At 46.6% G+C, this 26,176-nt stretch carries 25 protein-coding genes; 9 read left to right on the top strand and 16 right to left on the bottom strand.

The window, feature by feature from the left end; translation table 11 throughout:
* Positions 1–32: 32 nt before the first annotated feature.
* The 5 genes from holA to ICV89_RS01175 all read right to left on the bottom strand — a co-directional run bounded on the left by holA (position 33) and on the right by ICV89_RS01175 (position 5,979).
* Positions 33–1,094: a DNA polymerase III subunit delta gene (holA, locus tag ICV89_RS01195; protein WP_215308962.1), complete on the bottom strand. Its 1,062-nt coding sequence runs from the start codon at positions 1,092–1,094 to the stop codon at positions 33–35.
* A 19-nt stretch (positions 1,095–1,113) separates the two neighbouring features.
* A complete protein-coding gene (gene lptE / locus ICV89_RS01190; protein WP_215308960.1) occupies positions 1,114–1,641 on the bottom strand; it encodes an LPS assembly lipoprotein LptE in 528 nt (175 codons plus the stop codon).
* A 36-nt stretch (positions 1,642–1,677) separates the two neighbouring features.
* Entirely contained in the window at positions 1,678–4,350 is a 2,673-nt protein-coding gene (gene leuS, locus ICV89_RS01185; protein WP_215308958.1) for a leucine--tRNA ligase, read from the bottom strand.
* Between the two features lie 40 nt (positions 4,351–4,390).
* Positions 4,391–5,191 carry a 4-hydroxy-tetrahydrodipicolinate reductase gene (gene dapB / locus ICV89_RS01180; protein WP_215310275.1) on the bottom strand — a complete coding sequence of 267 codons (801 nt, stop codon included), beginning with the start codon at positions 5,189–5,191 and terminating at the stop codon, positions 4,391–4,393.
* Positions 5,192–5,259: 68 nt separating this feature from the next.
* Complete coding sequence (locus ICV89_RS01175) at positions 5,260–5,979, bottom strand: outer membrane protein assembly factor BamE (RefSeq protein WP_251370868.1); 720 nt, start codon at positions 5,977–5,979, stop codon at positions 5,260–5,262.
* 48 nt (positions 5,980–6,027) lie between these two features.
* Between ICV89_RS01175 and fur the strand changes: the two genes are divergently transcribed.
* Entirely contained in the window at positions 6,028–6,480 is a 453-nt protein-coding gene (gene fur, locus ICV89_RS01170) for a ferric iron uptake transcriptional regulator (protein ID WP_215308956.1), read from the top strand.
* A gap of 105 nt (positions 6,481–6,585) precedes the next feature.
* On the opposite strand, the gene gap is transcribed toward fur, so the two are convergent.
* Both gap and tkt read right to left on the bottom strand, forming a co-directional pair.
* Positions 6,586–7,614, bottom strand: coding sequence for a type I glyceraldehyde-3-phosphate dehydrogenase (gap, locus tag ICV89_RS01165; protein WP_215308953.1), 1,029 nt, complete (start codon positions 7,612–7,614; stop codon positions 6,586–6,588).
* A gap of 56 nt (positions 7,615–7,670) precedes the next feature.
* Complete coding sequence (tkt, locus tag ICV89_RS01160; RefSeq protein ID WP_215308951.1) at positions 7,671–9,665, bottom strand: transketolase; 1,995 nt, start codon at positions 9,663–9,665, stop codon at positions 7,671–7,673.
* Between the two features lie 43 nt (positions 9,666–9,708).
* On the opposite strand from tkt, the gene ICV89_RS01155 reads away from it, so the two are divergent.
* Entirely contained in the window at positions 9,709–10,470 is a 762-nt protein-coding gene (locus ICV89_RS01155) for a 16S rRNA (uracil(1498)-N(3))-methyltransferase (protein ID WP_215308950.1), read from the top strand.
* A gap of 46 nt (positions 10,471–10,516) precedes the next feature.
* Here ICV89_RS01155 and ICV89_RS01150 read toward each other — a convergent pair whose 3' ends face one another.
* Together ICV89_RS01150 and ICV89_RS01145 are read right to left on the bottom strand one after the other, a co-directional pair.
* Positions 10,517–11,137, bottom strand: a complete 621-nt coding sequence (locus ICV89_RS01150; protein WP_015420405.1) for a barstar family protein — start codon at positions 11,135–11,137, stop codon at positions 10,517–10,519.
* Between the two features lie 138 nt (positions 11,138–11,275).
* On the bottom strand, positions 11,276–13,603 hold the full coding sequence (locus ICV89_RS01145) for an NADP-dependent malic enzyme (protein ID WP_215308948.1): 2,328 nt from the start codon (positions 13,601–13,603) through the stop codon (positions 11,276–11,278).
* 84 nt (positions 13,604–13,687) lie between these two features.
* On the opposite strand from ICV89_RS01145, the gene thiL reads away from it, so the two are divergent.
* From thiL to ICV89_RS01130, 3 genes are read left to right on the top strand one after another with little or no spacing between them, the layout of a single operon-like run.
* A complete protein-coding gene (thiL, locus tag ICV89_RS01140; protein ID WP_215308946.1) occupies positions 13,688–14,710 on the top strand; it encodes a thiamine-phosphate kinase in 1,023 nt (340 codons plus the stop codon).
* A complete protein-coding gene (locus ICV89_RS01135; protein WP_215308945.1) occupies positions 14,707–15,288 on the top strand; it encodes a phosphatidylglycerophosphatase A in 582 nt (193 codons plus the stop codon). Before thiL ends, ICV89_RS01135 begins: the two co-directional genes overlap by 4 nt.
* Positions 15,285–15,809, top strand: coding sequence for a CinA family protein (locus ICV89_RS01130; RefSeq protein WP_215308943.1), 525 nt, complete (start codon positions 15,285–15,287; stop codon positions 15,807–15,809). The genes ICV89_RS01135 and ICV89_RS01130 overlap by 4 nt, the downstream gene beginning before the upstream one ends.
* Positions 15,810–15,827: 18 nt before the next feature.
* On the opposite strand, the gene corA is transcribed toward ICV89_RS01130, so the two are convergent.
* Entirely contained in the window at positions 15,828–16,799 is a 972-nt protein-coding gene (corA, locus tag ICV89_RS01125; RefSeq protein WP_046329509.1) for a magnesium/cobalt transporter CorA, read from the bottom strand.
* Positions 16,800–16,873: 74 nt separating this feature from the next.
* Between corA and pyrF the strand changes: the two genes are divergently transcribed.
* The gene (gene pyrF / locus ICV89_RS01120; RefSeq protein ID WP_215308940.1) at positions 16,874–17,719 is read left to right on the top strand and encodes an orotidine-5'-phosphate decarboxylase; all 846 of its coding nucleotides are present in this window, start codon (positions 16,874–16,876) and stop codon (positions 17,717–17,719) included.
* Between the two features lie 2 nt (positions 17,720–17,721).
* Here pyrF and mtgA read toward each other — a convergent pair whose 3' ends face one another.
* The 6 genes from mtgA to mpl are packed head-to-tail and all read right to left on the bottom strand — an operon-like array spanning position 17,722 to position 24,408.
* Complete coding sequence (mtgA, locus tag ICV89_RS01115; RefSeq protein ID WP_215308938.1) at positions 17,722–18,465, bottom strand: monofunctional biosynthetic peptidoglycan transglycosylase; 744 nt, start codon at positions 18,463–18,465, stop codon at positions 17,722–17,724.
* 17 nt (positions 18,466–18,482) lie between these two features.
* Positions 18,483–19,391, bottom strand: a complete 909-nt coding sequence (gene aroE, locus ICV89_RS01110; protein WP_215308937.1) for a shikimate dehydrogenase — start codon at positions 19,389–19,391, stop codon at positions 18,483–18,485.
* A gap of 41 nt (positions 19,392–19,432) precedes the next feature.
* The gene (locus ICV89_RS01105; protein WP_215308935.1) at positions 19,433–20,293 is read right to left on the bottom strand and encodes an energy transducer TonB; all 861 of its coding nucleotides are present in this window, start codon (positions 20,291–20,293) and stop codon (positions 19,433–19,435) included.
* Complete coding sequence (locus ICV89_RS01100; protein WP_215308933.1) at positions 20,277–22,265, bottom strand: ribonuclease catalytic domain-containing protein; 1,989 nt, start codon at positions 22,263–22,265, stop codon at positions 20,277–20,279. Before ICV89_RS01100 ends, ICV89_RS01105 begins: the two co-directional genes overlap by 17 nt.
* Before the next feature lie 2 nt (positions 22,266–22,267).
* Positions 22,268–22,996, bottom strand: a complete 729-nt coding sequence (gene fabG / locus ICV89_RS01095) for a 3-oxoacyl-ACP reductase FabG (RefSeq protein WP_215310273.1) — start codon at positions 22,994–22,996, stop codon at positions 22,268–22,270.
* Between the two features lie 5 nt (positions 22,997–23,001).
* The gene (gene mpl, locus ICV89_RS01090) at positions 23,002–24,408 is read right to left on the bottom strand and encodes a UDP-N-acetylmuramate:L-alanyl-gamma-D-glutamyl-meso-diaminopimelate ligase (RefSeq protein ID WP_215308931.1); all 1,407 of its coding nucleotides are present in this window, start codon (positions 24,406–24,408) and stop codon (positions 23,002–23,004) included.
* Between the two features lie 26 nt (positions 24,409–24,434).
* On the opposite strand from mpl, the gene ICV89_RS01085 reads away from it, so the two are divergent.
* The 3 genes from ICV89_RS01085 to accB all read left to right on the top strand — a co-directional run bounded on the left by ICV89_RS01085 (position 24,435) and on the right by accB (position 26,158).
* Entirely contained in the window at positions 24,435–24,962 is a 528-nt protein-coding gene (locus ICV89_RS01085) for a TlpA disulfide reductase family protein (protein WP_215308929.1), read from the top strand.
* 248 nt (positions 24,963–25,210) lie between these two features.
* The gene (gene aroQ / locus ICV89_RS01080; protein WP_215308927.1) at positions 25,211–25,660 is read left to right on the top strand and encodes a type II 3-dehydroquinate dehydratase; all 450 of its coding nucleotides are present in this window, start codon (positions 25,211–25,213) and stop codon (positions 25,658–25,660) included.
* Between the two features lie 36 nt (positions 25,661–25,696).
* On the top strand, positions 25,697–26,158 hold the full coding sequence (gene accB / locus ICV89_RS01075) for an acetyl-CoA carboxylase biotin carboxyl carrier protein (RefSeq protein WP_215308925.1): 462 nt from the start codon (positions 25,697–25,699) through the stop codon (positions 26,156–26,158).
* Positions 26,159–26,176: the final 18 nt, after the last annotated feature.

Below are 26,176 nucleotides of genomic sequence, written 5' to 3'. Positions count from 1 at the left end.
ATATTTACTATGTCAAATTAATATTGTTTTATCTAGCGCAACAAATTACCCACCAAACGCAAGCCATCCCAAGGATCTGCCGGCAATTCCGCAGCATGCAATCCCTTGGCTTGACGATCCAAACCTGCAGCCACCTGCATTGCCCTGCGCAACCTCAAAGGCTGCACTCGCTTTAGAGCCATGGGATATAAACGCTCTTTATTACCCCAGATGCGATTAGTGCGCATTAAATTCTGCACAGACTCCCCAGCATCGCTTGCCGCCTTTAGTTTCGATAGTATCCGAAGCTCTTCAGTTACGCTCCACAGAATCAGGACTAGGGGCTCACCCTCACCTTTAAGGCCATCTAACATGCGATTGAGACGAGGCAGATCGCCAGCTAGCATGGCTTCAGTCAACTCAAAGACGTTATACCGTGCCACCTTCAAAATAGCCGACCGAATTTGCTCCTCAGTAAGAATGCCAGCAGGATGCAACAAACCCAACTTCTGAATCTCTTGATGAGCAGCAATGAGGTTCCCCTCCACCTGCTCTGCAATGAAGGCTAAGGCGCGTTGGCCGTCTGGGCCCGACTGCACCTCTTGACCCTGTTTTTTTAAGCGGCCCGCAATCCACTGCGGCAATTGCGTGCGATCCAAGGAATCCAATTGAATCGCCATACCCGCTTCATCTAGAGCGCTAAACCAAGCAGAGGTTTTAGTCTTGCTATCCAATTTGGGCAAAATGATGCAAAAAATCGTATCTGGACCATCAGGCCCTAGTGACTGAGACTCGATTTGGGCGGAAAACTGCTTAAGCGCATCAGCACCATCGCGCCCAGGCTTACCTGTTGGTATGCGTAACTCAACCCAGCGCTTATCCCCAAATAAAGACATGGTTTGGCCAGCACTTAACAAAGCGCTCCAATCAAACCCACGCTCTTGCAATAAGACTTCACGATCGGTGTAACCCATTTTTTTGGCAATGGAACGCAATTGATCCATCGCTTCCATCATCAAAAGAGGCTCATCACCGCTAAATATGTAGAGAGGCTTTAATGAAGCCGCTGAATTCAGTGACTTCAAATGAAGCTGTAGGGCATCGCTCTTAACCATGCGATTTGATCGTCATTCTTTAAAATCTTCGAGCCTGTGGTGCTCGAGCAGATGCAGAAACACGACGCAGAATTTGCACCGCAAGATCTCTGCGCATCAAAGATAGAAATTGCTGTATCTGGACGTCGCTCGCCAAAACGGTAGACACCGAGAAATCCATATCACGTGTCATATAGATTTCAGCTTCAGGCACAACATCCGCACCAGTATTGTCATACGCCCTAAATCCGACTCGAATGTTTAAGCGATAGGCAGAGACTTGACCATTGGAGTTGTAGGCCAAGATCTCACGACCATTGAGATCGCTGGTAATTTCTAAAATGAGATCGGCATCTTTAGGATTGATAGCCACCTTAGCATCTGTACCCGTCAAAATAGCCGTCTGCAAATCAGCACGCAATGGTGGTGATGGGTTACCAGTAATCGCAATAACCTTGAATGGCAAATCCACCATGCCACGCAAACGATAGCCGCAGGCAATCAAACCACTGACTGGAGCCAAGGTCAGAAACCCAAGCATGGTACGTCGAAGGTGATTTACGCGCATGTGTTTAGTTTCTATTTAAAATAAAGCGTTAGCGATCTAAGCAACAATATTAATCAAGCGACCCGGAACCACAATCACCTTTTTAGGTGCTGCGCCATTTAATACTTTTATAGCTGGCTCACTTTGTAATGCCAAAGCCTCAATTTGCTCTTTAGTTGCATCCGCAGGAACACGTATATCGCCACGTAACTTGCCATTAATTTGCAACATGATGGTCAACTCTGTTTGAATCAGCGCAGCTTCATCTACTACAGGCCATGGCGCATCTAAAAGAGTGCCAAACGATTGATCGCACCCAATCTCATTCCAGAGAGCATGGGTCAAGTGAGGTACTACTGGGTAAAGTACCCGAATCAAAATACTCAAGCACTCACGCAATACAGCAGGTCGCACTGCAGTCTTATCACCGAGCTTTACAGGCTCCAAGACATTGAGCATCTTCATCGCTGCAGAAACTACTGTGTTGTATTGGCGACGCTGGTAGTCAAAGTTAGCTTGCTTCAGAATGGTATGCACTTCACGACGCAATTCTTTTTCAGCATCATTTAAATCGCTTGGTAATACAGCATCGGCAGCACGGATTGCATCCGCCTGACTACTGGAATACATCCAAGCACGACGCAAGAAACGTGAGGCACCTTCTACACCAGCACTAGACCACTCAAGCTGCTGCTCAGGAGGAGCAGCAAACATCACAAAGAGGCGTGCAGTGTCTGCGCCGTATTGATCAATCAAAGCTTGAGGATCAACGCCATTATTTTTACTCTTAGACATCTTCTCAACGCCACCAATAATGACTGGCGTGCCAGCGGTATCGCCTTTCAGCTTGGCGCTTTGAGGGCGACCTTTATCATCGAGCTCGAGTTCTACATCCAAAGGATTTAACCAAGTCTTTTTACCTGACGCTTCCTCAGAGTAATAAGTCTCATTGAGCACCATGCCTTGCGTTAACAAGTTCTGGAAGGGCTCATCAAAAGTAATGAGCTTGAGATCACGCATGACCTTGGTCCAAAAACGTGCATAGAGTAAATGCAAAATCGCATGCTCAATGCCACCAATGTACTGATCCATTGGCATCCAGTATTCATTACGCTCATCAACCATGGTCTTCGCATCTGGACCGGTATAGCGCATGAAGTACCAAGAAGAATCGACAAAGGTATCCATGGTGTCAGTCTCACGACGCGCAGGCTTGCCACATTTTGGACACTTCACATTGAGGAAGTCGGCACGCTTATTCAGTGGATTGCCACTACCATCCGGTACGCAATCTTCAGGCAATACCACCGGCAAGTCTGCTTCAGGAACTGGAACTGCGCCACAACCAGGATTGTTCTCATCACCACAATGAATAATCGGAATCGGTGTTCCCCAATAACGCTGGCGAGAGATACCCCAATCGCGCAAACGGTAAGTGGTTTTGATTTCACCAATACCCATTTGCTCTAAATCTTTGGCTACTGCATCCACTGCCTCTTCATGAGATAAGCCATCGTACTTACCGCTATTGAGGCAAACAACATCATCTTTCTGGGCATACCAATCTTGCCAATGGCTGGTATTGAACATGTCCGAAGGGGTTCGCAAAGCAATCACTTGCTTAATTGGTAAATCATATTTGAGAGCAAATGCAAAATCGCGCTCATCGTGTGCAGGTACGCCCATGACAGCGCCGTCGCCATATGACATCAAGACATAATTACCAATCCAAACTGGCACTGGCTCATTAGTTAGTGGATGGGTCACATATAGGCCGGTGAACATGCCTTCTTTTTCTTGAGTAGCTAGATCAGCTTCAATCACGCTACCTGTTTTACATTTCTCAATAAATGCAGCTAACTCTGGATTATTGGCGGCTGCTAATGTTGCCAACGGATGTTCAGCTGCAACGGCACAGAAAGTAACACCCATGATGGTGTCAGCACGCGTCGTAAATACATACAACTGACCGTCTTGAACAAAGTTAGCATGCGCATCGGCAATCTCATGCTTAAACGCAAACCGCACACCACGACTCTTACCAATCCAATTCTGCTGCATCGTTTTGACGCGCTCAGGCCAGCCTAAGTTATCTAAACCAGAAAGTAATTGCTCTGCATAGGCAGTGATATTGAAGTAATAGCCTGGGATCTCACGCTTTTCAACTAAAGCACCAGAGCGCCAACCACGCCCATCAATCACCTGCTCATTTGCCAATACGGTTTGATCGATTGGATCCCAGTTGACCACCTGGGTCTTGCGATAAGCAATACCTTTTTCAAGCATCTTTAAAAAGAGCCATTGGTTCCAACGATAGTAATCAGGGCTGCAAGTAGCTACTTCACGCGACCAATCAATTGCAAGACCCATCGCCGCCATTTGCTTTTTCATATAAGCAATGTTGTCGTAGGTCCATTTAGCTGGTGGTACTTTATTCTGAATTGCTGCATTTTCAGCGGGCATACCAAACGCATCCCAGCCCATCGGCATGAGTACGTTATAGCCCTGCATGCGCAACTGCCTAGCCATCACATCATTGATGGTGTAGTTACGAACATGCCCCATATGTAACTTACCCGATGGATAAGGCAACATAGAACAGGCGTAGTATTTTGGTCTTGGCTTGCCGGAAGAATCTACTGCGTTCTCCGCTACCTGATAAGCTTGCGCACTTTCCCAATCAGCTCGTGCAGCAGCTTCAATACTGAGGTGATCGTAATCCTTACTCATTCAATACAACTCTTTTCTTCTATTCTGATTTACTGAACATTCACTTACGCAGGCCAAGAACATCTTGCATGTCATAAAGACCGGAAGCCTGAGCTTGCAAGAAGCGTGCAGCGCGCAAAGAACCTTGTGCATAAGACTGACGGCTAGAAGACTTATGGCTAATCTCAATGCGCTCACCCTCGCCCGCAAATAAGACAGTGTGATCACCCACAATATCTCCACCACGGATAGTGGCAAAACCAATCGAGCCAGCTTTGCGCTCACCGGTATGACCTTCGCGTGCATATACCGCAACATCACCTAATTTCTCACCAAGCGCATCTGCAATCACCTCGCCCATTCTGAGGGCGGTACCAGATGGTGCATCCACTTTGTGACGGTGATGGGCTTCAATGATTTCAATGTCATAACCTTCATTCAACATCTTTGCGGCGATCTCTAGCAACTTCAATGTCGCATTGACACCCACACTCATATTTGGAGCAAATACGATAGCCAAGTTTGCAGAAGCTTTCTTCAGGTTATCAATTTGTTCTGAGCTAAGACCGGTGGTACCGATAATCATTTTGCTGTTCGTCTTTTGCGCCACGGCTAAGTGGGCCATCGTACCCTCGGGACGAGTGAAGTCAATTAAAAACTCAGCGCTACTCAGAGCCTTCGTAATATCCGATGTCATGACTACGCCAGTTTTTTTACCCAAGAATGCACCAGCATCTTCCCCAAGCAAAGGGCAAGACTCATGCTCTAGTGCACCAACAAGCTCAGCGTCCGTGCAATTGAGCACTGCCTCGATCAACATTTTTCCCATACGGCCGGTTGCACCAGCAATTGCGATTTTCATCATTTGTATCTTCGTTTCTTATTCAGGGTTGCCGAAAAACTTCACTCGACATCAACACAACTTTATCTTTACTTTGCTTCACTAGCCTGTGGAACGTTAAGAGCACCAGGACCTAACTGTTGAGGCACCGGCTGAGAATCTGGCGACTTTTTTGAAAAGCTAAAAAAGTCCCAAAATGAACTGCTGGCAGGAGCTGCAGGCACTGTAGCCCCAGCGGGCAAATTATTCGTTGGACTGGGAACCAGCAACTCTGGCTGCTGCAAAGGTGGGGTTACTGGTGGCTTGTTCGATCCAGTCATGACCTCCCAGAATGAGCGTTTGCTTTTTGCATAGCCATCAATCTCCGCAACCAACTCGACATCGGTTGGCAATGCATCACCCTGAAACTTAACCAGCTTATCGCCTTCGAAAAACACCGTCACGCGACGCTCTTTACTCATTTGTTGACCGGCGCGCTTAAATTCAAAAACGTAATCCCAGCGATTGGCATGGAAATAACTTGCAAGCAAAGGTGTACCCAGAATTTGACGCACTTGCTCACGACTCTGCCCGACCTGTAACTTTGCGTATTGCTCGCTGGAGATAAAGTTGCCCTGCACCACATCTGGAACATAAGGTCTAAAGACTTTGTTCATCCAGGCACGCTGTGTGTCATCGACAGCACTAGTACAGCCAGTGGCAATCATTGCTGAACTCACTGCAGCAATAACTAAGCCCGCCCGAGCGAGTTCAAAAACCCTCAAAATGGAGTTCAATAGAAGGGTAAAAAGTTGAAGGCAAATTTGCATGGCAGGCCGTATCATTAAGACATTGATTTTAGCTCCCAAACCCCGAATATGAACCAAAATCCGACTCCAGCAGATTTACGCGACATTGGCCTGAAGGCAACCGGTCCACGCATGAAAATCCTAGACTTTTTTCATCAAAATGGTGGTACGCACTTTAGCGCTGAAGACGTCTTTATGGCCTTGGCCAAGGATGACAAAGAAATTGGTTTAGCCACGGTATATCGAGTGCTCACCCAGTTTGAACAAGCAGGCCTCTTGCTCCGCAGTCATTTTGAGTCCAGCAAAGGGGATGGCAGGGCTATTTATGAACTGAACGAAGGTCAGCACCATGACCACTTGGTCTGCCTAGACTGCGGTCACGTTGAGGAGTTTGTAGATGAGGCCATCGAGAAAAGGCAGCGCGATATTGCTAAAAACCTCGGTTTCAAGCTCCAGGAGCACTCTTTAGCGATGTACGGCCACTGCCAAAAGAAGAATTGCCGCAATAAGCCAAAGTCCTAAATTGGGAAGATAAGATCGGATAATGAAAAAAGACCTCAATTGAGGTCTTTTTTACATGAAAAACAAGATTTTAAGCGCTGTTAGACTTAAAACCGATTTAATTTCTTACTTTACAGCCATCAATGCCTCAGCAGCATTGAGCATTTGGACTGAATAACCCCACTCATTGTCATACCAAGCCAATACTTTGACCAACTTACCATCGGCTGAAACGCGAGTTTGGGAAGCATCGTAAATACTAGGGCGAGGATCGTGGTTGAAGTCGATTGACACCAAAGGCAGGGTATTGAAACCCAAAATACCCTTCAACTCACCCTCACTGGCTGTTTTGAGGATGGAGTTCACTTCATCCACGCTAGTAGCTCGGCTGGCGGCAAAGGTTAAATCCACAACCGAAACGTTAATGACGGGTACGCGCATTGCAAAACCGTCAAAGCGTCCTGCTAAAGCTGGCAATACCAAGCCAACTGCTTTTGCTGCACCTGTCTTGGTTGGAATCATGCTGGTCACAGCAGAACGCGCACGGCGCATATCCTTGTGGTACACATCGGTTAGAACCTGGTCATTAGTAAACGCATGAATCGTGGTCATCAAACCAGATTCGATCCCAATTTTTTCTAGTAATGGCTTAACCAATGGGGCTAAACAGTTGGTTGTGCAGCTCGCATTAGAAACTACAACATCGCTTGACTTGAGAACTTGTTGATTCACACCATAAACAATAGTGGCATCAACATCTTTTTCACCTGGGGCAGAGATCAATACCTTCTTCGCACCCTGAGAAATATGCACCATGGCTTTTTCTTTGGAAGTGAATTTGCCCGAGCACTCAAGCACTAAATCCACACCCAACTCACCCCAAGGAGTTTCCAAAGGATTACGAGTAGAGAACATTTTGATGCTATCGCCATTGACCACCATGCAATCGCCATCTACCTTTACTTCAGCAGGAAAACGACCATGCGCAGAATCATACTGAGTCAGGTGCGCATTGATGTCGATATCACCCATCGCATTAATTGCAACGATTTTGATATCACGTCTAGGCTTGCCATTGACTTGATCTTCATACAAAGCACGTAAGACCATACGACCAATACGACCATAACCATTAATTGCGACACGAATTGTCATTCCATTTCCCTTGCTAATTTTGAATTCTTAAATAAATACTTTATTTCTAATCTTGTCTATTTCTTTGCAATACATTGCTTCACTGTTTTAGTAATCTGATCAACCGTTAAACCAAAGTATTCATAGAGCACAGGTGCTGGCGCAGATTCTCCGAAGGTATCAACGCCATGGACTGCTGCACAACCATACTTCCACCAGAAATCACTTACGCCCGCTTCAACAGCAATGCGTGGAATATCCGCTGGTAAAACTGTTGCTTTATACGCAGCGTCCTGTTGATCAAATACTGTCGTTGATGGAATCGATACCACACGAATACCAAAACCTTCACCCTCTAAACGCTCGGCTGTTTGCAATGCCAAGGCAATTTCTGAACCAGTAGCAATAATCACCGCCTTGATCTTCAATTTCTTGGGATCACGTAAAACATATCCACCGCGGGCAATATCTTTTACTTGCTGACTATTACGTGGCACAAATGGGCAATTTTGACGACTGAAGATCAAGGCGCTTGGGCCATGCTGACGTTCAATCGCAGCACCCCATGCAACTGCACTCTCAGTGGTGTCACATGGACGCCAGACCATCAAGTTCGGAATGAGGCGCAAGCTTGCGACATGCTCAACAGACTGGTGGGTTGGACCATCCTCACCCAAGCCAATAGAGTCATGTGTAAAGACAAAGATGCTACGCAATTTCATCAATGCAGCCATGCGCAATGCATTGCGACTGTAATCAGAGAAGGTTAAGAAGGTGCCACCGAATGGAATATATCCACCATGTAAAGCGATACCGTTCATGATGGCACTCATACCAAACTCACGCACACCGTAGTTGATGTGGTTGCCCCATTGATCTCCACGCACAGCCTTGCATGAAGACCAGTTGGTTAAGTTAGAGCCTGTTAAGTCGGCAGATCCGCCCATGAACTCCGGCAAAGCTGGCGCTAATGCCTCGATCGCATTTTGACTGGCCTTGCGAGTAGCAATTGTTTCTGCTTTGACTTCACAGGTTTTTAAATAAGCGTCTAAAGTTTTTGAAAAGTCTTTAGATAAATCGCCTTGCATACGGCGCTGTAATTCAGAAGCCAACTCTGGATATTTATTTTTGTAGGCCTGGAATTCTTTATTCCACTCATGCTCAGCAGCTTGACCACGCTTCTTAAAATCCCAAGCTTCATAAATATCGTTTGGGATTTCAAACGGCGCATAGGGCCAGTTCAATGCAACACGGGTTGCAGCAATTTCAGCTGCGCCCAATGGGGAGCCATGCACCTTATCGCTACCCGCCATATTGGGAGAACCTTGACCAATCGCAGTCTTGCAACAAATCAATGTCGGTTTGTCACTCTTCTTCGCTTGAGCGATTGCACTAGATACAGCCTCTGCATCATGACCATCCACAGCACGAAGAACATTCCAGCCGTAAGCCTCAAAACGCTTTGGCGTATCCTCGTTAAACCAAGAGACTACTTTGCCATCAATCGAGATGCCGTTGTCATCCCATAGTGCAATGAGTTTATTAAGTTTGAGTGTGCCAGCCAATGAACATACTTCATGACTGATGCCTTCCATCAAACATCCATCGCCTAAAAAAACATAGGTGTAGTGATCAACAATATCGTGGCCTGGGCGATTAAATTCCGCAGATAATAATTTTTCTGCCAGCGCCATGCCAACCGCGTTTGAAATTCCCTGACCTAAAGGACCGGTAGTGGTTTCTACTCCGGGAGTAATTCCATATTCTGGATGGCCAGCAGTTTTGCTGTGCAACTGACGGAAATTTTTTAACTCGCTCATCGGCAAGTCATAGCCAGTGAGATGCAATAAGGAATACAACAACATCGAGCCATGGCCGTTAGATAAAACGAAGCGATCACGATTCATCCAATGGGGATCGGTTGGATTGTGCTGCAAATGTTCATTCCACAGACCAACTGCAATATCAGCCATACCCATTGGCATTCCAGGATGTCCGGAATTGGCTTGTTGAACTGCATCCATGGATAAAGCACGAATGGCATTTGCCATACGAATTTGAAGGTTTGACATCGTAAATTGGGTCTCGAGAAAATTAATTAGCTATATTTCAGTAATGCCTCAATTTTATCTTCCCGGCCCATGGGAAAACCAAAAGCCAAATACCCTCACCCCCGAGCTTGCACATCACCTGCGCGTGCGCCGTATCCAAGTTGGAGAATTTTTCCCCATCTTTGATGGAAATGGCCAAGTTGCCCTAGCCAAACTCCTTTCCCTCAGCAATAAATCGGGGGAAGCCGAGTTGAGCGATATTCGCCAAGACACTCATCGTGAGAGCCCGTATGCCATTACTCTGGCGCAAGGGCTTGCTGGGGGCGACAAAATGGATTGGGTGGTTGAAAAGGCTATAGAGACTGGGGCTCAGCTTATTGCCCCATTACAGTGTGAGCGCTCAGTGATTAAATTAACCCGCTCTAGTGATGCTGAACGTGCCCAAAAGCGTCTTTTGCACTGGCAAGGCATTGTTCAAGCAGCTTGCGAACAATGTGATCGCACAGTCTTAGCTACAGTAGAGCCTGTTCAAAGTTTTGCAAGTTATCTACAGAAGACTCAAAAAGCTAAACTTAAACTACTTTTAAGCCCAGATACTGATAAAAGCTTATATTCTGTTTTAGTGGATAACCCACCGCAGGATGTCATTTTGATGATTGGGCCCGAAGGTGGACACTCCCCAGAAGAGGAAGCACAAGCTCAGGCAGCCGGTTATCAAATAGTTTCTCTGGGTGATCGCGTATTGAGAACTGAAACTGCTGGAATTGTGGCTATTACTGTTGTTCACAGTATTTGGGGCCCAGAAATGCAAAATCGCCTCAAATAGAGGCGATTTTTGCTGATTGACTGCTGCTTATTTGTTAAACAAGGAATTAAGCAAAAGAGTAGAACACGCGATACGGTGTGCGGCGTTCAGACCAAAAGTCCACAGCATCACGGAATACATCTAGCAGGGTCTCACGGGCCTCTTTGTCAAACTTCTGAGTACAAGGCAAACCTTCGAGCACCACTACAAAACCTGGCTGAGGGCCAGACTTATCAACAGTTGTCGTCAAAGCGTCCAATAAAGGATCGAAATTCTTCGCCTGTTGCTTGGTAAAGGTGTAAGCAATTGCAATCGCCTCTAAAACTTCGCCTTTAGTCATTGCATTTGCACAATTTGCGTAAATGAAATGCTGGCCAAGTTCAGTAGCCGCCTCCTGAAGATCAGGAGTGCGAAAAGCACGAATAGATTGCACGATATTAGGGCGCACACTGCGCAACATTGCCGGCGGTCCGGCATCGCGAACGGCCAAAGCGGCACGCCAAGAAGCAGTCACTTTTTTCCCCGAAACTTGATTTGCTGCATAGGTTTGTAAACGAGATAAACCGCCCTCAGCATAGATATTGGCAGCGGATGACTCGGTTTCGAGTCGATCGTTACTATCCCAACTTTCAGCCCGACTGTGTTCGTCAAAGCCTACTGTAGTGCCGTTTTCAGAGCGATTATTCATGATGGATGCTAGATTACCCTTAACACGCCATCAAATCAAGTCCAATTACAGTACATTTTATATAAACCATTGATTTATATAATAATTATTTATGTTAGTTAATGCTAACTAACATAAATAAAGGCCCATCCCCAGGTCTTAGGCCGCCCCTCTAGCGTTACTTGCAGCTTCAACTACCGCCAAGGTAGTCACATTGACGATACGACGCACTGTAGCTGCTGGCGTCAAAATATGAATTGGCTTAGCAACCCCTAAAAGTAATGGTCCGATTGCGATACCGTTACCGGCAGCCGTCTTCAATAAGTTGTAAGAAATATTGGCAGCATCAATATTTGGCAGAACTAACAAATTAGCATCACCTTTTAGCGGTGATGAAGTAACCGCACCGGCGCGAATAGTTTCATCCAAAGCGCTATCACCGTGCATTTCACCATCCACTTCAAGACTAGGGTCTGCTTTTTGAATCAAAGCGAGAACGTCACGCATTTTGACTGCAGATGGAGCGCTACTTGAACCGAAGTTGGAATGGGACAAGAGCGCCACCTTAGGCGCTATGCCCAATTTACGCATTTCGTTTGCAGCCATCAAGGTGAGTTCAGCCAATTGTTCTGCTGTTGGATCGATATTCACATGGGTATCGACCAAGAAGACTTGGCGACCCGGCAAAATTAATCCAGACATGGCGCCATACACATTGGCACCCGGCTCTTGACCGACCACCTCATCGATGTACTTCAAATGGGTTGCTAAATTGCCAACGGTGCCACAGATCATGCCATCAGCCATGCCTTTACTAATCATGATGGATCCGATCAAGCTATTGCGGCGACGCATTTCTAGCTTAGCAAAAGATTCGGTAACACCCTTACGCTCAGTCAAGCCTAAATACGTTTGCCAGAAATCACGGAAGCGTGAGTCACTCTCTGGGTTCACGATCTCAAAGTCTTCACCCGCTTTAATACGTAATCCGAACTTGTCAATGCGGTGCTCAATTACCGCAGGACGACCGATCAGAATTGGTGTTGCTAAATGCTCATCAATAATGATTTGTACTGCACGCAATACGCGCTCATCCTCACCTTCAGCAAACACAATCCGTTTTTGAGCGGCAGGCACTCCCTTAGCAATGCTAAACAATGGCTTCATCAAAGTACCGGAGTGGTACACAAATTGTTGTAATTGATTGCGGTAAGCATCGAAGTCTTTAATTGGGCGCAGAGCTACGCCGTCCTCCATGGCCGCCTTAGCAACAGCGGGTGCGATGACGGTAATCAAACGCGGATCAAACGGCTTCGGAATTAAGTACTCCGGACCAAAAGACAAGTTCTCAATACCGTATACCGAGGTCACTATTTCGCTCTGCTCAGCACGTGCCAACTCCGCCACAGCCTTAACCGCTGCGACTTCCATGCCACGCGTGATGGTGGTAGCGCCAACGTCTAATGCACCGCGGAAGATAAATGGAAAGCACAACACGTTATTTACTTGGTTTGGGTAATCAGTACGGCCAGTTGCCATCACCGCGTCAGGACGAACTTCCTTTACCTCCTCAGGCAGAATCTCAGGAGTTGGATTTGCCAAGGCATAGATCAATGGCTTATCAGCCATCTTCTTCACCATCGATTGCTTCAGAACACCGCCAGCTGAAAGGCCTAAAAAAATATCAGCGCCTTCAATCACTTGATCTAGAGTGCGTAAATCTGTCTCCTGACAGAACGGCTCCTTTTGCGGATCCATTAATTCTTGACGACCTTTGTATGCAACACCAACTAAGTCAGTAACCCAAATATTCTTACGCGGGATACCAAGGTCAACTAATAAATCTAAACAAGCTAATGCAGCAGCGCCAGCACCAGAAGTGACTAATTTCACATTAGCGACATCTTTACCGACTACTTTTAAGCCATTCAGAATCGCAGCAGCAACCACAATTGCAGTTCCATGTTGGTCATCATGAAAGACCGGAATCTTCATACGTGCTCGCAACTTGCGCTCAACAATAAAACAATCTGGGGCTTTGATGTCTTCTAGGTTGATACCGCCAAAAGTAGGCTCGAGCGCTGCAATGATTTCAACTAATTTATCTGGATCGTTTTCATTAACTTCAATATCAAAAACATCAATGCCAGCAAATTTCTTAAAAAGAACTGCTTTACCTTCCATCACCGGCTTACTAGCCAATGGGCCAATATTTCCTAGACCCAATACTGCGGTACCGTTGGTTATCACACCAACTAAATTACCTCGAGCGGTATATTTGAAAGCATTCGCGGGATCTTTAACAATTTCCTCGCAAGGCGCAGCAACGCCTGGCGTATAAGCTAGGGCCAAGTCACGCTGATTGGTTAGCTGCTTCGTTGGGGCGATTTCAATCTTCCCCGGAGTTGGAAACTCATGATAGTGAAGAGCAGCCGCCCTTAAATCCGCTATTTGCTGTTCTTTACTGCTATTGCTTGGTTTGCTCATTAGTTCACTCATCAATCAGACGTATTCAAGCTTCTAATTCTATTCCTCTCAGATGAAAGAGTCCCAAGAGCCATAAAATGGGGCATGCAATCTCAAACCTCCTCGCTCGGCGAATTTGATCTCATTCAGCGTTTCTTTAAAACGCAGTCGGAACTCATGCTTGTCAGCAACCCCGGCTCAGTAAAGCTGGGGATTGGCGATGATTGCGCACTACTAAAAACTGACCCCGCTGAGGAAATTGCTATTACCAGCGATATGTTGGTATGTGGCAGACACTTTTTTCCAGACGCTAATCCAGAGTGGCTAGGCTGGAAAGCCCTAGCAGTCAACCTCTCAGACCTAGCGGCTATGGGCGCTAGGCCGCTGGGTTTCACACTCGCACTGGCACTGCCTGAGGCAAATTCAGCTTGGTTAGAGGCCTTTAGCAAAGGTTTATTTACCATCGCCAATCAATTTGCTTGTCCACTCATTGGCGGCGACACTACCGCTGGTCCACTCAATATTTGTATCACCGCTTTTGGCAGCATCCCAAAAGACGAGGCCATTCGTAGAACAGGGGCATTGGCAGGTGATGACATTTGGGTTTCCGGTGCCGTTGGTGATGCCCGACTTGCCCTTGCTGCACTGCGTCATGAGTTGGAATTAAAAAACGGGGATTTGGAAATCATTGAGGCTCGCATGCATCAACCCACCCCTAGAGTTCATTTAGGCATTGCCTTAAGAGGCATTGCCAATTCTGCTCTAGATATCTCTGATGGCCTGTTGGGTGATCTGAGGCATATCCTCAAGCAATCAGGCAAGGATGCAGAAATCTTCTTAGACCGAATCCCAAAATCGACAACATTGCGTAAGCAATCGCAAACTATTCAGAATCAATACGCAGCGACTGGTGGTGATGATTACGAGCTATGTTTTACTGCAGCAAGCAGTTCAAGAGATGCGATCACCAAAATCAGTGAGGACTTAAATCTTCCACTCACCCAAATTGGCAGCATCAAATCCATGCAATCCTCGGCACCTGAGATACACATCGTCGGTAACGATGGAAAAGAATTGGATACTCAAGAAGCGGGTTTACTACTGAAATCTTTTGATCACTTCGCATGAATACCCAAACTAATACGCCAAGCTCCTCCGGATTTACCCCCAGCTTCAAGTGGGTATTTAGCAAACCCAGCCGCGCTATTGCATTCGGTATGGGCAGTGGTCTAGCACCATTTGCACCCGGCACTGCAGGAACGCTGTGGGCATGGGCCGCATTCTTACTTGGCGAATATTTTCTATCTACCGAAGCATGGCTGTGGGTTATTGGCGCAGGCATTCTTCTAGGTTGCTGGATCTGCGGACAAGTCAGCGAAGAGTTAGGGGAAAAAGATTTTGGTGGAATTGTGTTGGATGAAGTAGTCGCTTTCTGGCTTGTATTGATATTCATCATGCCAGCAAACTTATGGATGCAGATGTTGGCATTTGCACTATTCCGATTCTTTGATGCCGTGAAACCCGGTCCGATCGGAATGATTGATCGGTACTTTAAACATGTAGAGAATGGTGATCACTCATCTCCATCCAGTGTTGGCTTAATACTATGGCGCGGCTTCGGAATCATTGCAGATGATCTTGCTGCAGCATTTTTTACACTGCTCACCATGATGCTTTTACCTATTGGATTGAGCTACATCTCATGAAAAATAATAATGATCCTCAGCATGAACTAGCCAGAGCTATTGCCCTGACTTTAATGAACCGGGGCTGGAAAATTGCCTTGGCAGAGTCCTGCACTGGTGGCCTCGTCTGCGCAACACTAACAGACCTAGCAGGCTCCAGTGATTGGCTTGAGCGAGGCTATGTCACCTACAGCAATGCCGCCAAATCAGAATGCTTAGATGTTTCAATGGAAGCGATTGAATCTTTTGGCGCAGTGAGCGAGCAGGTCGCCAAAGCCATGGCCGAGGGGGCACTACGTCATGCCAATGTCAACGCTGCGATCTCGATTACCGGCATCGCTGGTCCAACAGGTGGCTCAGCAGAAAAGCCGGTTGGCACCGTCTGCTTTGGCTGGGCGGTCAAAGAAAATATTGGGCATGATGTGATGAATACTGTCACGCTCACCAAACACTTCAATGGCGATCGTCAAGTAGTGCGAGAACAAGCGCGTGATTTTGCGCTTTCTCACTTTTTGGAATTACTTAAACCCAAAAACGCATAACAAGGTAGCACTACAGAATTAGCGTGAGCTTAACCAACCCTTGTGGCGGAAGTAGCCCAATGGAATCATCGCTGAAATCACCATAGAAATAATGGCAACTGGGTAACCCCAGGTCTGCTCTAGTTCAGGCATATAGCGGAAGTTCATTCCCCACACGCTAGCTAACAATGTTGGCGGCATTAAGGCAACCGACACCACCGAGAAGATCTTGATGATCTTACTTTGGTTCAAATTAATAAAACCAACTGTCGCATCCATCAAGAAGTTAATCTTATCGAACAAGAACGCAGTATGGTTTTCTAATGAATCAATATCTCGCAGAATCTGACGCGCCTCTTCTTGCTGCTCATCAGATAATAATTTGCTCCGCATCAAGAAAGACAATGCACGGCGAGTATCCATCACATTACGACGAATACGTCCGTTGGTATCTTCTTCCTTAGCAATTGTTTCGAGCACTTCTTCTGCATCGTGATCGGTGATGTCATCTTGCAGAACGCGCTTACCTGCTTGCTCGAGGTTTTCATAAACCTCTTCCAAGGCATCAGCAGAATACTCAGCATCAGTGGAGTACAGGTCAAGTAAAACGTCTTTCGCGTTACTGACTGATCCTGGACGCAAACGGGCACGCAAACGCACCAAGCGGAATACTGGCAAATCTTCGTCATGAATAGAGAACAAAACTTGCTTGGTCATCACGAAAGCAACTCGCACGTTGCGAGAGGTTTCTTCTTCGTCTAATAAGAAATCGGTACGAATATGAAGGTGGCCATCATCCGCCTCGAAATAACGCGCAGAAGCTTCTAAGTCACCCAAATCATCCAATTCAGGCAAGAGAACGCCAAAAGCCTCTTTAATCCACAGGAGTTCTTCCTCTTCAGGGTCTACAACGTCGATCCAGATAGGGTTGGAGTATTGCAACAATTCATTGCGATCTTCCACTTGCTCTTGAGAGAGGCGGCCATTTTGCAGGACGAACAAGTTGATCATGGTGAACTCCTAAGGAATGGTCGCTAGTTTATCCTATAGCTCATGACAGTTTGACTAAAATAAGCTTAATCCTAATGAACTCTAGCTCAAATACCTTTACCCAACAACTCCAGTCTGCGTGGGCTTCCCAAGGCAGTATGTTGTGCGTGGGCTTTGATCCAGATCCCAAGCGTTTGCCTGCTGTATTTCAGGGTAAGCCTGAGGGGATTTTTGAGTTCTGCCGCGAGATCGCCGATGCTACTGCGGATACCGCCTGTTCCTTTAAGCCCCAGTTCGCCTACTTTGCCTCCCAAAGAGCCGAAGCTCAACTAGAAAAACTGACTCGCTACCTTAAAGATAAATACCCCCACATCCCCGTCATCCTCGATTCCAAACGCGGGGATATCGGCAGTACAGCTGACCACTACGCTTTAGAGGCGTTTGAGCGCTATGGCGCTGATGCTGTCACTGTGAACCCGTATATGGGTTTTGACACCATCGAGCCTTATCTAAAGCACGCTGGCAAGGGCGTGATTGTTTTATGTCGCACCTCAAATCCAGGAGGTTCGGACCTTCAGTTCTTGAATGTTTCGCCCAATGGTGAACCGCTATATTTGTACGTTGCCAAACTCGCTGCACAACAGTGGAATACCTCTGGACAAATTAGCTTGGTAGTTGGGGCAACCTTCCCTGAAGAAATTGCTCGGGTGCGAGCGATTGTTGGTGAGATGCCTTTACTCATTCCGGGCATTGGTGCTCAAGGTGGCGATATTGATGCCACTGTTAAAGCTGGCGGCATACCTAACCAGCCAGGCTCGGGCATGATGATCAACTCCTCTAGAGCAATCTTGTATGCAAGCGCTAATCATGATTTTGCTGAGGCAGCTAGAACAGTGGCCATCGCAACGAGAGATGCGTTAAGAACTGCAAGTAATAAGTAAGGCTAGCGCGCTTTTGGTTTCTGAATAGGCGCCAAAGCGACCCTGTCCATATTTTCTAGAATAAAGTCTTGTCGTGTGGGGAAATGAATATTAGCCTTACGGCAGTACTGCACTTTGTCAAAACACTTCGGTGCAGGTAAAGCTGATGCTAAAGCTGCTGCCTGTTCGCGATCAAGTGATGCTGGCTTAATACCGTAGTAATGCTGAGAAGCTGCGCCAATACCAAAAATGCCTTCGCCCCACTCCACTGAATTTAAATAGATTTCATAAAGACGTTGCTTAGGCAGCATTACCTCCAATAAGCCCGTAATGATGAGCTCCTGAGCTTTGCGAAAATAATTCTGCTCAGAAGAAAGAAAAAGATTCTTTGCTAGTTGCTGTGTGATCGTAGAGCCCCCACGCAATGCAGTTTTGGATTTGCCACTACCCTGTTGATTGAGTTGTGAATTTTTAGCCCATGCTTTTTTCATATCCTCAACCCGAACACCCATATGCTGAAAGAAGATATCGTCTTCGCTCACTAAAACAGCACGCTTGAGATTGGCCGAGATTTTATCGTATGGAACCCAAGATGACTGCACTGGGCAAGGCCATGACAGACCACAAAGACGCCAACGTTCAGCCCTTTGAAATGCAGTGCTGCTAGGATCAAGAACTACCCATAAGCCAATCTGCATGACAAAGTACATTTGCATGGCAATAAAGCCACCCACTAAACATTTCAGAAGATAAGAAAGCCAACGCATTCAAGCTTAGCTAGGAATTAGGAAGTGCGAAGTTCTGCCAATACAGCGCGAGAATTAATCGCATCAGTCAGCTGAGCACCACGCCAAATTAAGAAAGCATCTGCAGCTTGCTCAACCAACATACCCAAACCATCACTAACCCGCGCACCGCGATGCAGTGCTTGCTGCATCAAAGCAGTGACTTTGCCGTAGACCATGTCGTAGGCAAAAGACTTGGGAGTAAATACATTGCTTGCCGCAGCATCGCTGATAGGAGATTCATCCGATAGACCTGCAGCAGTAGCATTAATAATGAGATCAAAAGGAGATGTGGTCTTACTTACATCTTCCAGTTCGTTCAAAGTTGCTGCTGTCAATATAACTTGTAGAGAGAGAGCCAAATCGCTAAATAATTGAACCAAGTCCTGGGCCTTAGCATTGGATCGATTGACAATAATTAACTCTGCGGGCGATTTCTCTAGCAAAGGACCTAGCACTCCGCGAGAAGCGCCACCTGCTCCCAGCAATAAAATTCGGGAGCCTTGAATCTGAATACCCTGAGCCAATAAGTCTCTAACTAAGCCAGCGCCATCCGTGTTGTCACCAAATATTTTTCCATCTTCAATACGCAAAGTATTGACAGCGCCAGCTAGCTGCGCACGCGGTGTTAATACATCTGCCAGAGCCTGAGCGTCCAACTTAAATGGGACAGTAACATTCATACCCTTACCGCCAGCAGCAAAGAAAGCTTGCGCAGCGGTTTTGAATTCACCAAGTTCAGGCTGTAAACGCCCGTAATGCATTTTTTGATTTGACTGCTCAGCAAATCGTTTATGAATGGCGGGTGATTTACTATGTGCGATCGGATTACCGGCAACCACATACACATCCACACCAGGAAATTGGGTGGGATCAGTATGCAATTGGGCAGAAGTGACTTGACTCATAGTAACTACAGGATAAGCGAAATTGCGTGATGCCCTCTGAATTAAGGACGCAAATCTAGGCGATCAGATCCATCCCGCGTGAAATCAAAAGTAGAAACCCAATCTAGGACATCAATCTGCTGACGCATTTCTGCAGGGAAAGCGCCAAAGGGGGCAGAAGCACGAATAATCGCTAGGGCCTGGCGATCCAACTCGGGATTACCAGAGCTTCTTCCAATACTCAAACCATCCTTACCCTGAGCATTATTGGCAATGCGTCCTTGGGAATCCACGCTAACGACAATCACCAGACTGCCATACAAAGGGCGACCGTTAGCACGCGGGAAAAATGCGCTGCCATAAGCCTCTATCTTTTGGCGCATGGCATCGTAATACTGCGCAAAGACAACTGCCTTGGTACTGGCTCCAGTCAAGACCTTACGACGAGGTTCTCGACCATTGGCTTGCAAACGCTTAGCTAGCTCAGCCTCTAAAGAATTCAGCTGGGATGTTGCTAGTTTCTCATCTCCACTTTTGCGACCGCCCGAGAGCGCTCGATCCGCTTCAAGCTTGGCCAGCATTTGCTTTTGCTGTTTTTCCAAAACCTCGAGGCGGGCATCGGCACCGAGTCTTGCCTGATGGAGCGCACTAGCATCTTGATTGGAGGTATTGCCGCCTCCATGCAAATCTGCTTGGGCTAATTTATTGGCCTGCTTGGGTGCGACTTGATTACTAGCATTCACCAAGACAACGCTGAGTGGTGTATTCAGACGACGATTTTCTATTTCTCCTAGACCCCAGCGGAAGGATAAAAAGATCAGATGAAACAAAATTGAGAGGCCAAGGGCATAGCGAAATGGGTGGCGTCGCCAAATACCATTTAAACGACCTACTAGCTGCGTCAGCTTAGATGGAACTTTCATCACCCTCAGGAACTTCTGGAGTTTCTATATGAAGAACCCGAACCCCGGCAGTGAGCTGCAATAGGTCTACATCAGCCACACTCACTTCAGCTCGAGTCATACGTGGATGGGCCGCCAACTCGGGAACTGGAAGATGCAATGGGACTAACTCTACTCGAGACATCCCTTCTTTGAGATGCCTCACAAAGACTTGTCTAGGAACTTCATCTTGAGCAATCCAGCGCAAACACCAATATTTCTCAAGGCGATCTTGGTATTCACCATAGGCTGAATAACAAGCTTCAAAGTCGGCGGCGATACCCATTAATGCAGCATCACGTGGAGGAAAAGGTGCCACCATTTTGGCGGTAATGCCATGTTTTGCTATAGCGATTAACTGCCACTGATTCACTAAATCTGAGTAACGGCGCAAAGGCGAAGTACACCAAGCGTAATACTCCAAACCCAATCCTTCATGTGGACCGGGGGTTGTCTGCATACGCGTGCGTAAGGGGCCCCAGCCCTTTTGAGTACGGAACAAACCAGGCATTCCATGATCTGCCAATAAACGTCCTGAAGCACTATTGCAATAAATCATCCACTCAGCAACGATGGTATCGAGAATGGAGCCGCGTTGACGAGGAGTAATCTCCACTCGCTGCGCACCATCAACTTCTTTAATTTGAAAATGAAAGTCTCTTGCCAAGGCATTGGGATCCAAGACCCCTAATTGCTCAGAACGCAATCCATTAGCTATACGCTGCTCCTGGCGCCCTGCATGCAATAACTTTGCCGCTGCCCACAAAACACTGAGCTCTTGACGATAAGCATACTCAGCAGATTCATCGGCCAAACTTTCTTCCGTCACCAAATGCTCTAAGTTCTCCAAGCGAAGATTGGCCCCTATCGGAACCATCTCAGCGCGTAACTGCAGAGTCTCTTTATCCACAACTCCAGCCGCATCAATATCTACATAAATCGATAAAGCTGGGCGAGCAGCACCCTCATCTAATGAGAACTGAGTAATCACCTGATCAGGCAACATCGTAATTTTGTCGCCAGGGAAATACACCGTAGACATACGTATGCGTGCAACTTTATCTAAAGCGTCATCCTTAGTAATCACTAAACCAGGGGCCGCAATATGAATACCGATACGATGTCCGCCACCCTCGAGCGCAGTAACTGATAAAGCATCGTCAATTTCAGTAGTACCTGAGTCATCTATTGAGAACGCAGTGACTTCAGCGATAGGCAATTCTGAAATAGCAGCATCTAAAGCAGCTTGATCAACCGCCAAACTTAGGTCATGTGCAGCGCCCTGAGGGAAATGCGCTTTTAAGAACATCCCTTGGTGATATTGCAAAGGTGAGTCAATCGCGCCACAGCGGATCATGAGCTGCGCAGGTGATTCTCCTGACTCAGTACATGCTGCAATTAATGCTTTATAGGCAGAGGTATTTTTATCCGGAGAAAACAGAAGTTGATTTGCCTGAGATTGAAGCATCTCTGGAAACACCCCAGCCACCAGTTCTTGCTGCCATGCAGTCTGTTGCTCTAATTCTTTTTGCTTGCGCTCAAGCGCAACCAAACCAGCCTGCAGTTGCTCTAGTGGCGCCCTTTGAAAACGTCCACGCCCTTTACGACGAAAAAATACTGGCGCACTTTGCAAGGCGATGGCTAATGCAGTCTGTTGCGGTACGCTGGCTTGTGCGCCAAAGTACTCATGAGCAACATCTAATAAGCCAAACTCTTCATCAGGTGCGCAATCCCATAAGAACTGCAGATCAATCTCTTTGGATAAAATATTTGCCTCATCCATTAAGACTTGCGGTTCTGGCTTTTCAAAACGGAGCCAAACTTCTTTGGCTTTTAACTTAATCTTTTTCCCAGAAAGACTAGTTGCTTGCCATGATTCAGCATCTCCAGCGCCCGAAGCAGACTGAACCGTAGCGACCTTGATGTCGCCACCCTCTTCATATAAAAGATGCATGCTTAGAGGGAGATCCCGCCACTGGCCTCAAGTGCAACACCGTTCACATAGCTAGCTTCATCGCTTGCTAAGAATAAATAGACGTTCGCCATTTCTTCAGGAGTCCCTAAGCGACCAAGCCAACTGCGCCTCTCAATATCTTTCAGAATATTTTCTGGCATCGCTTTCACCATCTCAGTAGCAATAAAGCCTGGGCAAACTGCATTTACCCGAATACCTTTTGGGCCCAATTCACGCGCCCAAGTTTTAGTAAATCCAATCACTCCAAACTTGGTTGCTGAATAGTTAGTTTGTCCAAAGTTTCCATAAATGCCCACAACACTAGAAGCATTGACGACAGCGCCTTTACCAGCCTCCAACATATGCGGCACTACCAACTGCGTGCAATTAAAAACACCCTTGAGATTGACATCAATTACCGTATCAAATTGTGCTTCTGTCATTTTGACTAAGCGTGCATCTTGTGTAATGCCTGCATTGTTAATTAGGATATCAATGCGTCCGTGGCGCTGCATGATCTGATCAACAGCCGCTTCAACACTTGCACGATCAGTCACGTTCATGACATAAGCTTCTGAGCCCGGAATCAGATCTGTAGCAGCTTTAACCGCATCGGGATTCACATCGGCAATCATGACTTTGGCACCTTCTTGAGCAAAACGTTTTGCAGTTGCAAAACCAATGCCTTTTGCAGCACCAGTAATGATGGCTACTTTATCTTTCAGTCTCATGCTCATTACTTTGCTTTCTCTTGTATTGCAGTCAATATCTTTTGGTGCACCCCACCAAAGCCGCCATTGCTCATCACCAAAATATGATCGCCAGGCCTTGCTTCATTTGCAACAGCTTTAACCAAAGTAGATAGATCATCAAAGGCTGCAGCACGATTTTCGCTCATTGCATTTAATGGGGCTAATACTGCATTTAAGTCCCAGCCCAAAGAATCTTTACCAGTGCTTGCGCCGTAAGTAAAAATCTTGTCAGCAGCTTCGAGGCTATTGGGTAGTTGAGCTTTCATCACCCCGAGTTTCATCGTATTGGAGCGAGGTTCCAAGACTGCCAAAATTCGTGCCTGCCCTACACGGCGACGCAAGCCATCTACCGTGGTAGTTATGGCAGTTGGGTGATGCGCAAAGTCATCGTATACAGTTACTCCATTTGCGACACCAATCGTCTCTAAACGACGCTTCACATTTTTGAACTCAGCTAAAGCACGTGCGGCATCGGTTGGTGCAATGCCAATATGATTTGCTGACGCAATGGCTGCCAATGCATTGAGTTGATTGTGACGGCCCATGACTCCCGAGTCTGGAGCCCAGGTCACTGTGGCGACCTCTTTACCATCTTGCAACACAATAAAGCCATCCGCTGCTTGAGAAACTAATGACCAGACATTGTGTTTATCTTGCCCAAATTTTTCAACGGGCGCCCAAGCACCTCTGGAAATAACTCTTTCTAGGGCGGGCTCTTCGCCATTAACCACAACAAGACCATTACCCGGGACGGTGCGCACTAAATGATGGAATTGGGTCTCGATTGCAGCAAGATCAGCAAAAATATCGGCGTGATCAAACTCGAGATTATTCAACAAAGCGGTGCGTGGGCGATAGTGAACAAACTTACTGCGCTTATCAAAAAACGCTGTGTCATATTCATCGGCTTCGATTACAAAATACTTGCTCTCACCTAAGCGAGCAGATACCGTGAAATTCAGTGGCACTCCACCGATGAGATAACCTGGCTTGTAATCATTGAACTCTAAAATCCAAGCCAACATGGCGGAGGTAGTTGTTTTGCCATGCGTACCGGCAACAGCCAAGACATGTCTACCAAATAGAACTTGCTCACCCAGCCACTGAGGTCCAGAGGTGTAAGGAAGCCCTTGATTCAGAATGGCCTCCATTAGTGGATTGCCACGCGAAACCACATTACCGATTACAAATAAATCTGGCATCGTCTCAAACTGTAATAATTGATCGGGCGAGAATCCCTCAATGAGCTCAATGCCCTGCGCTTCCAGCTGCGTGCTCATCGGTGGATATACGTTGGCATCGCACCCAGTAACACGATGTCCGGCCTGCCGAGCGATTGCGGCAATGCCGCCCATGAAAGTACCGCAAATGCCCAAGATATGAATATGCATTGGGCAATTTTAGCTAAGGAGCAGCAATGAACCGAAGACAGTGGATAAGCATCATTGGATTTAACCTAGTAGCCCTTGCTGCGGGAGTGGCGACTTCGCAATGGATCTTCAGAACAGAGCCGGCAGACGATCCTGCAATGAAGGCCTTTTTTACCAACCCTTGGCAAACATCTGATGGAAAATCGGTTGACACCAAAGAATGGCGCGAAAAAGTCTTGGTTATCAACTTTTGGGCTTCCTGGTGCCCTCCCTGCGTTGAAGAAATGCCTACTTTGGATAAATTACAGTCAGAGTTTAAGAGTCAACATGTCTTATTTGTAGGCATCGGTATCGATTCACCCTCTAATATTCGTGAATTTCTAGAAAAGACCCCAGTTTCTTATCCAATTGTGATTGGTGGACTTGAGGGCAGCAATATCTCGAAACAGATGGGGAATGCCCAAGGGGCGCTTCCCTATACCGTTATTGTTAATACTCAAGGCAAGGCGACTAGCAGTAAATTAGGAAAGATAAGCGAAGAAGAGCTCAGAAGTGCAATTAAATCGGCTTTATAAGACTTTTTAAATGATCTTTGTGATCACCATCTAGGTCAAAATTAGCGTTTTCTGAGCCAAAAATTGCAATAGTTACGCTTCAAATCTTAAAAAATAGCCAGTTTATTGTGTCATTTTTAGGCTTGAGGTGGGACTCCGGGGGTATACTTTATGAGCAAGATGAGGAGCATTCTTCATTAAATAAGCAGTTTTCAGAGAAAAGCTTTATCTCCGCAATAAAACCTAACTGCCTCTAAAAATATCGATCTATGTCGAAAAATACTTCAATTCTCGTTATCCAAGGCCCCAACCTCAATCTGTTGGGAACCCGTGAGCCAGAGGTTTATGGCAAAACTACTCTCGAAGATATTCATACCAAGCTAGGTGTCATCGCAAAGTCCCACTTAGTCGATTTATCCACCTTCCAAAGCAACCATGAGGGCGAGCTGATTGACCGAGTTCAAAAGGCTAAACAAGATGGGGTGGATTTCATCATCATTAATCCAGGCGCTTTTACCCACACCAGCGTTGCCTTGCGTGATGCACTGGCTGGAGTTGCTATACCGTTTACTGAAATACACCTGTCTAACATTCACCAACGTGAGGAGTTTCGTAAACACTCCTACCTGTCTGATATTGCTACTGGCGTTATCTGCGGTTTGGGCGCGATTGGTTACGAATTAGCACTGCAAGCAGCTATCGCCCGCTTGCAAAAATAAAGATTAACTAAGAATTACCAGAGAGGAAGCCTTTCCATGGATCTAAGAAAACTAAAAACCCTAATCGACCTTGTTTCTGAATCAGGAATTTCTGAATTAGAAGTCAATGAAGGTGAAGATCGTGTTCGCATTGTGAATGCCGGCTCTCCAGCCCCTGCAGGTCAAGTGGTATACGCCAATCCAGCGCCTGCTCAAGTAATGCAAGCTCCTCCTGCGGCTGCACCAGTTACTACACCTGCTGCTGATGAAGCGCAAGCTGAAACTGGTTTTGTTGCTCGCTCACCAATGGTCGGCACCTTCTATCGCGCACCAAACCCTGAGTCTCCAGATTTTGTCAAAGTCGGCGACACAGTCAAAGTGGGGCAAACGCTGTGCATTATTGAAGCGATGAAACTTCTCAATGAGATTGAGTCTGAGCAAGCGGGTGTTATTAAACAAATTCTGTGTGAAAACGGTCAAGGCGTTGAATTTGATCAGCCGCTGTTCATCATCGCTTAATAGATCTCCCTTAGATCT

Source organism: Polynucleobacter sp. Adler-ghost (genome assembly GCF_018688495.1).
Taxonomy (GTDB): domain Bacteria; phylum Pseudomonadota; class Gammaproteobacteria; order Burkholderiales; family Burkholderiaceae; genus Polynucleobacter.
Note: the sequence above shows the minus strand (reverse complement) of the source record. Positions and strands in the feature narration are given on the sequence as shown.

Coding starts and splice junctions, on each gene's coding strand:
- holA (WP_215308962.1), bottom strand. CDS start 1,094: ATGGTTAAGAGCGATGCCCTACAGCTTCATTTGAAGTCACTGAATTCA.
- mpl (WP_215308931.1), bottom strand. CDS start 24,408: ATGCATATTCATATCTTGGGCATTTGCGGTACTTTCATGGGCGGCATT.
- ICV89_RS01150 (WP_015420405.1), bottom strand. CDS start 11,137: ATGAATAATCGCTCTGAAAACGGCACTACAGTAGGCTTTGACGAACAC.
- ICV89_RS01085 (WP_215308929.1), top strand. CDS start 24,435: ATGAACCGAAGACAGTGGATAAGCATCATTGGATTTAACCTAGTAGCC.
- ICV89_RS01175 (WP_251370868.1), bottom strand. CDS start 5,979: ATGCAAATTTGCCTTCAACTTTTTACCCTTCTATTGAACTCCATTTTG.
- aroE (WP_215308937.1), bottom strand. CDS start 19,391: ATGAGTCAAGTCACTTCTGCCCAATTGCATACTGATCCCACCCAATTT.
- ICV89_RS01155 (WP_215308950.1), top strand. CDS start 9,709: ATGCCTCAATTTTATCTTCCCGGCCCATGGGAAAACCAAAAGCCAAAT.
- corA (WP_046329509.1), bottom strand. CDS start 16,799: ATGATCAACTTGTTCGTCCTGCAAAATGGCCGCCTCTCTCAAGAGCAA.
- ICV89_RS01100 (WP_215308933.1), bottom strand. CDS start 22,265: ATGCATCTTTTATATGAAGAGGGTGGCGACATCAAGGTCGCTACGGTT.
- fur (WP_215308956.1), top strand. CDS start 6,028: ATGAACCAAAATCCGACTCCAGCAGATTTACGCGACATTGGCCTGAAG.
- mtgA (WP_215308938.1), bottom strand. CDS start 18,465: ATGCGTTGGCTTTCTTATCTTCTGAAATGTTTAGTGGGTGGCTTTATT.
- accB (WP_215308925.1), top strand. CDS start 25,697: ATGGATCTAAGAAAACTAAAAACCCTAATCGACCTTGTTTCTGAATCA.
- ICV89_RS01145 (WP_215308948.1), bottom strand. CDS start 13,603: ATGAGCAAACCAAGCAATAGCAGTAAAGAACAGCAAATAGCGGATTTA.
- ICV89_RS01135 (WP_215308945.1), top strand. CDS start 14,707: ATGAATACCCAAACTAATACGCCAAGCTCCTCCGGATTTACCCCCAGC.
- lptE (WP_215308960.1), bottom strand. CDS start 1,641: ATGCGCGTAAATCACCTTCGACGTACCATGCTTGGGTTTCTGACCTTG.
- ICV89_RS01130 (WP_215308943.1), top strand. CDS start 15,285: ATGAAAAATAATAATGATCCTCAGCATGAACTAGCCAGAGCTATTGCC.
- ICV89_RS01105 (WP_215308935.1), bottom strand. CDS start 20,293: ATGAAAGTTCCATCTAAGCTGACGCAGCTAGTAGGTCGTTTAAATGGT.
- gap (WP_215308953.1), bottom strand. CDS start 7,614: ATGACAATTCGTGTCGCAATTAATGGTTATGGTCGTATTGGTCGTATG.
- pyrF (WP_215308940.1), top strand. CDS start 16,874: ATGAACTCTAGCTCAAATACCTTTACCCAACAACTCCAGTCTGCGTGG.
- thiL (WP_215308946.1), top strand. CDS start 13,688: ATGCAATCTCAAACCTCCTCGCTCGGCGAATTTGATCTCATTCAGCGT.
- leuS (WP_215308958.1), bottom strand. CDS start 4,350: ATGAGTAAGGATTACGATCACCTCAGTATTGAAGCTGCTGCACGAGCT.
- dapB (WP_215310275.1), bottom strand. CDS start 5,191: ATGAAAATCGCAATTGCTGGTGCAACCGGCCGTATGGGAAAAATGTTG.
- aroQ (WP_215308927.1), top strand. CDS start 25,211: ATGTCGAAAAATACTTCAATTCTCGTTATCCAAGGCCCCAACCTCAAT.
- fabG (WP_215310273.1), bottom strand. CDS start 22,996: ATGAGACTGAAAGATAAAGTAGCCATCATTACTGGTGCTGCAAAAGGC.
- tkt (WP_215308951.1), bottom strand. CDS start 9,665: ATGTCAAACCTTCAAATTCGTATGGCAAATGCCATTCGTGCTTTATCC.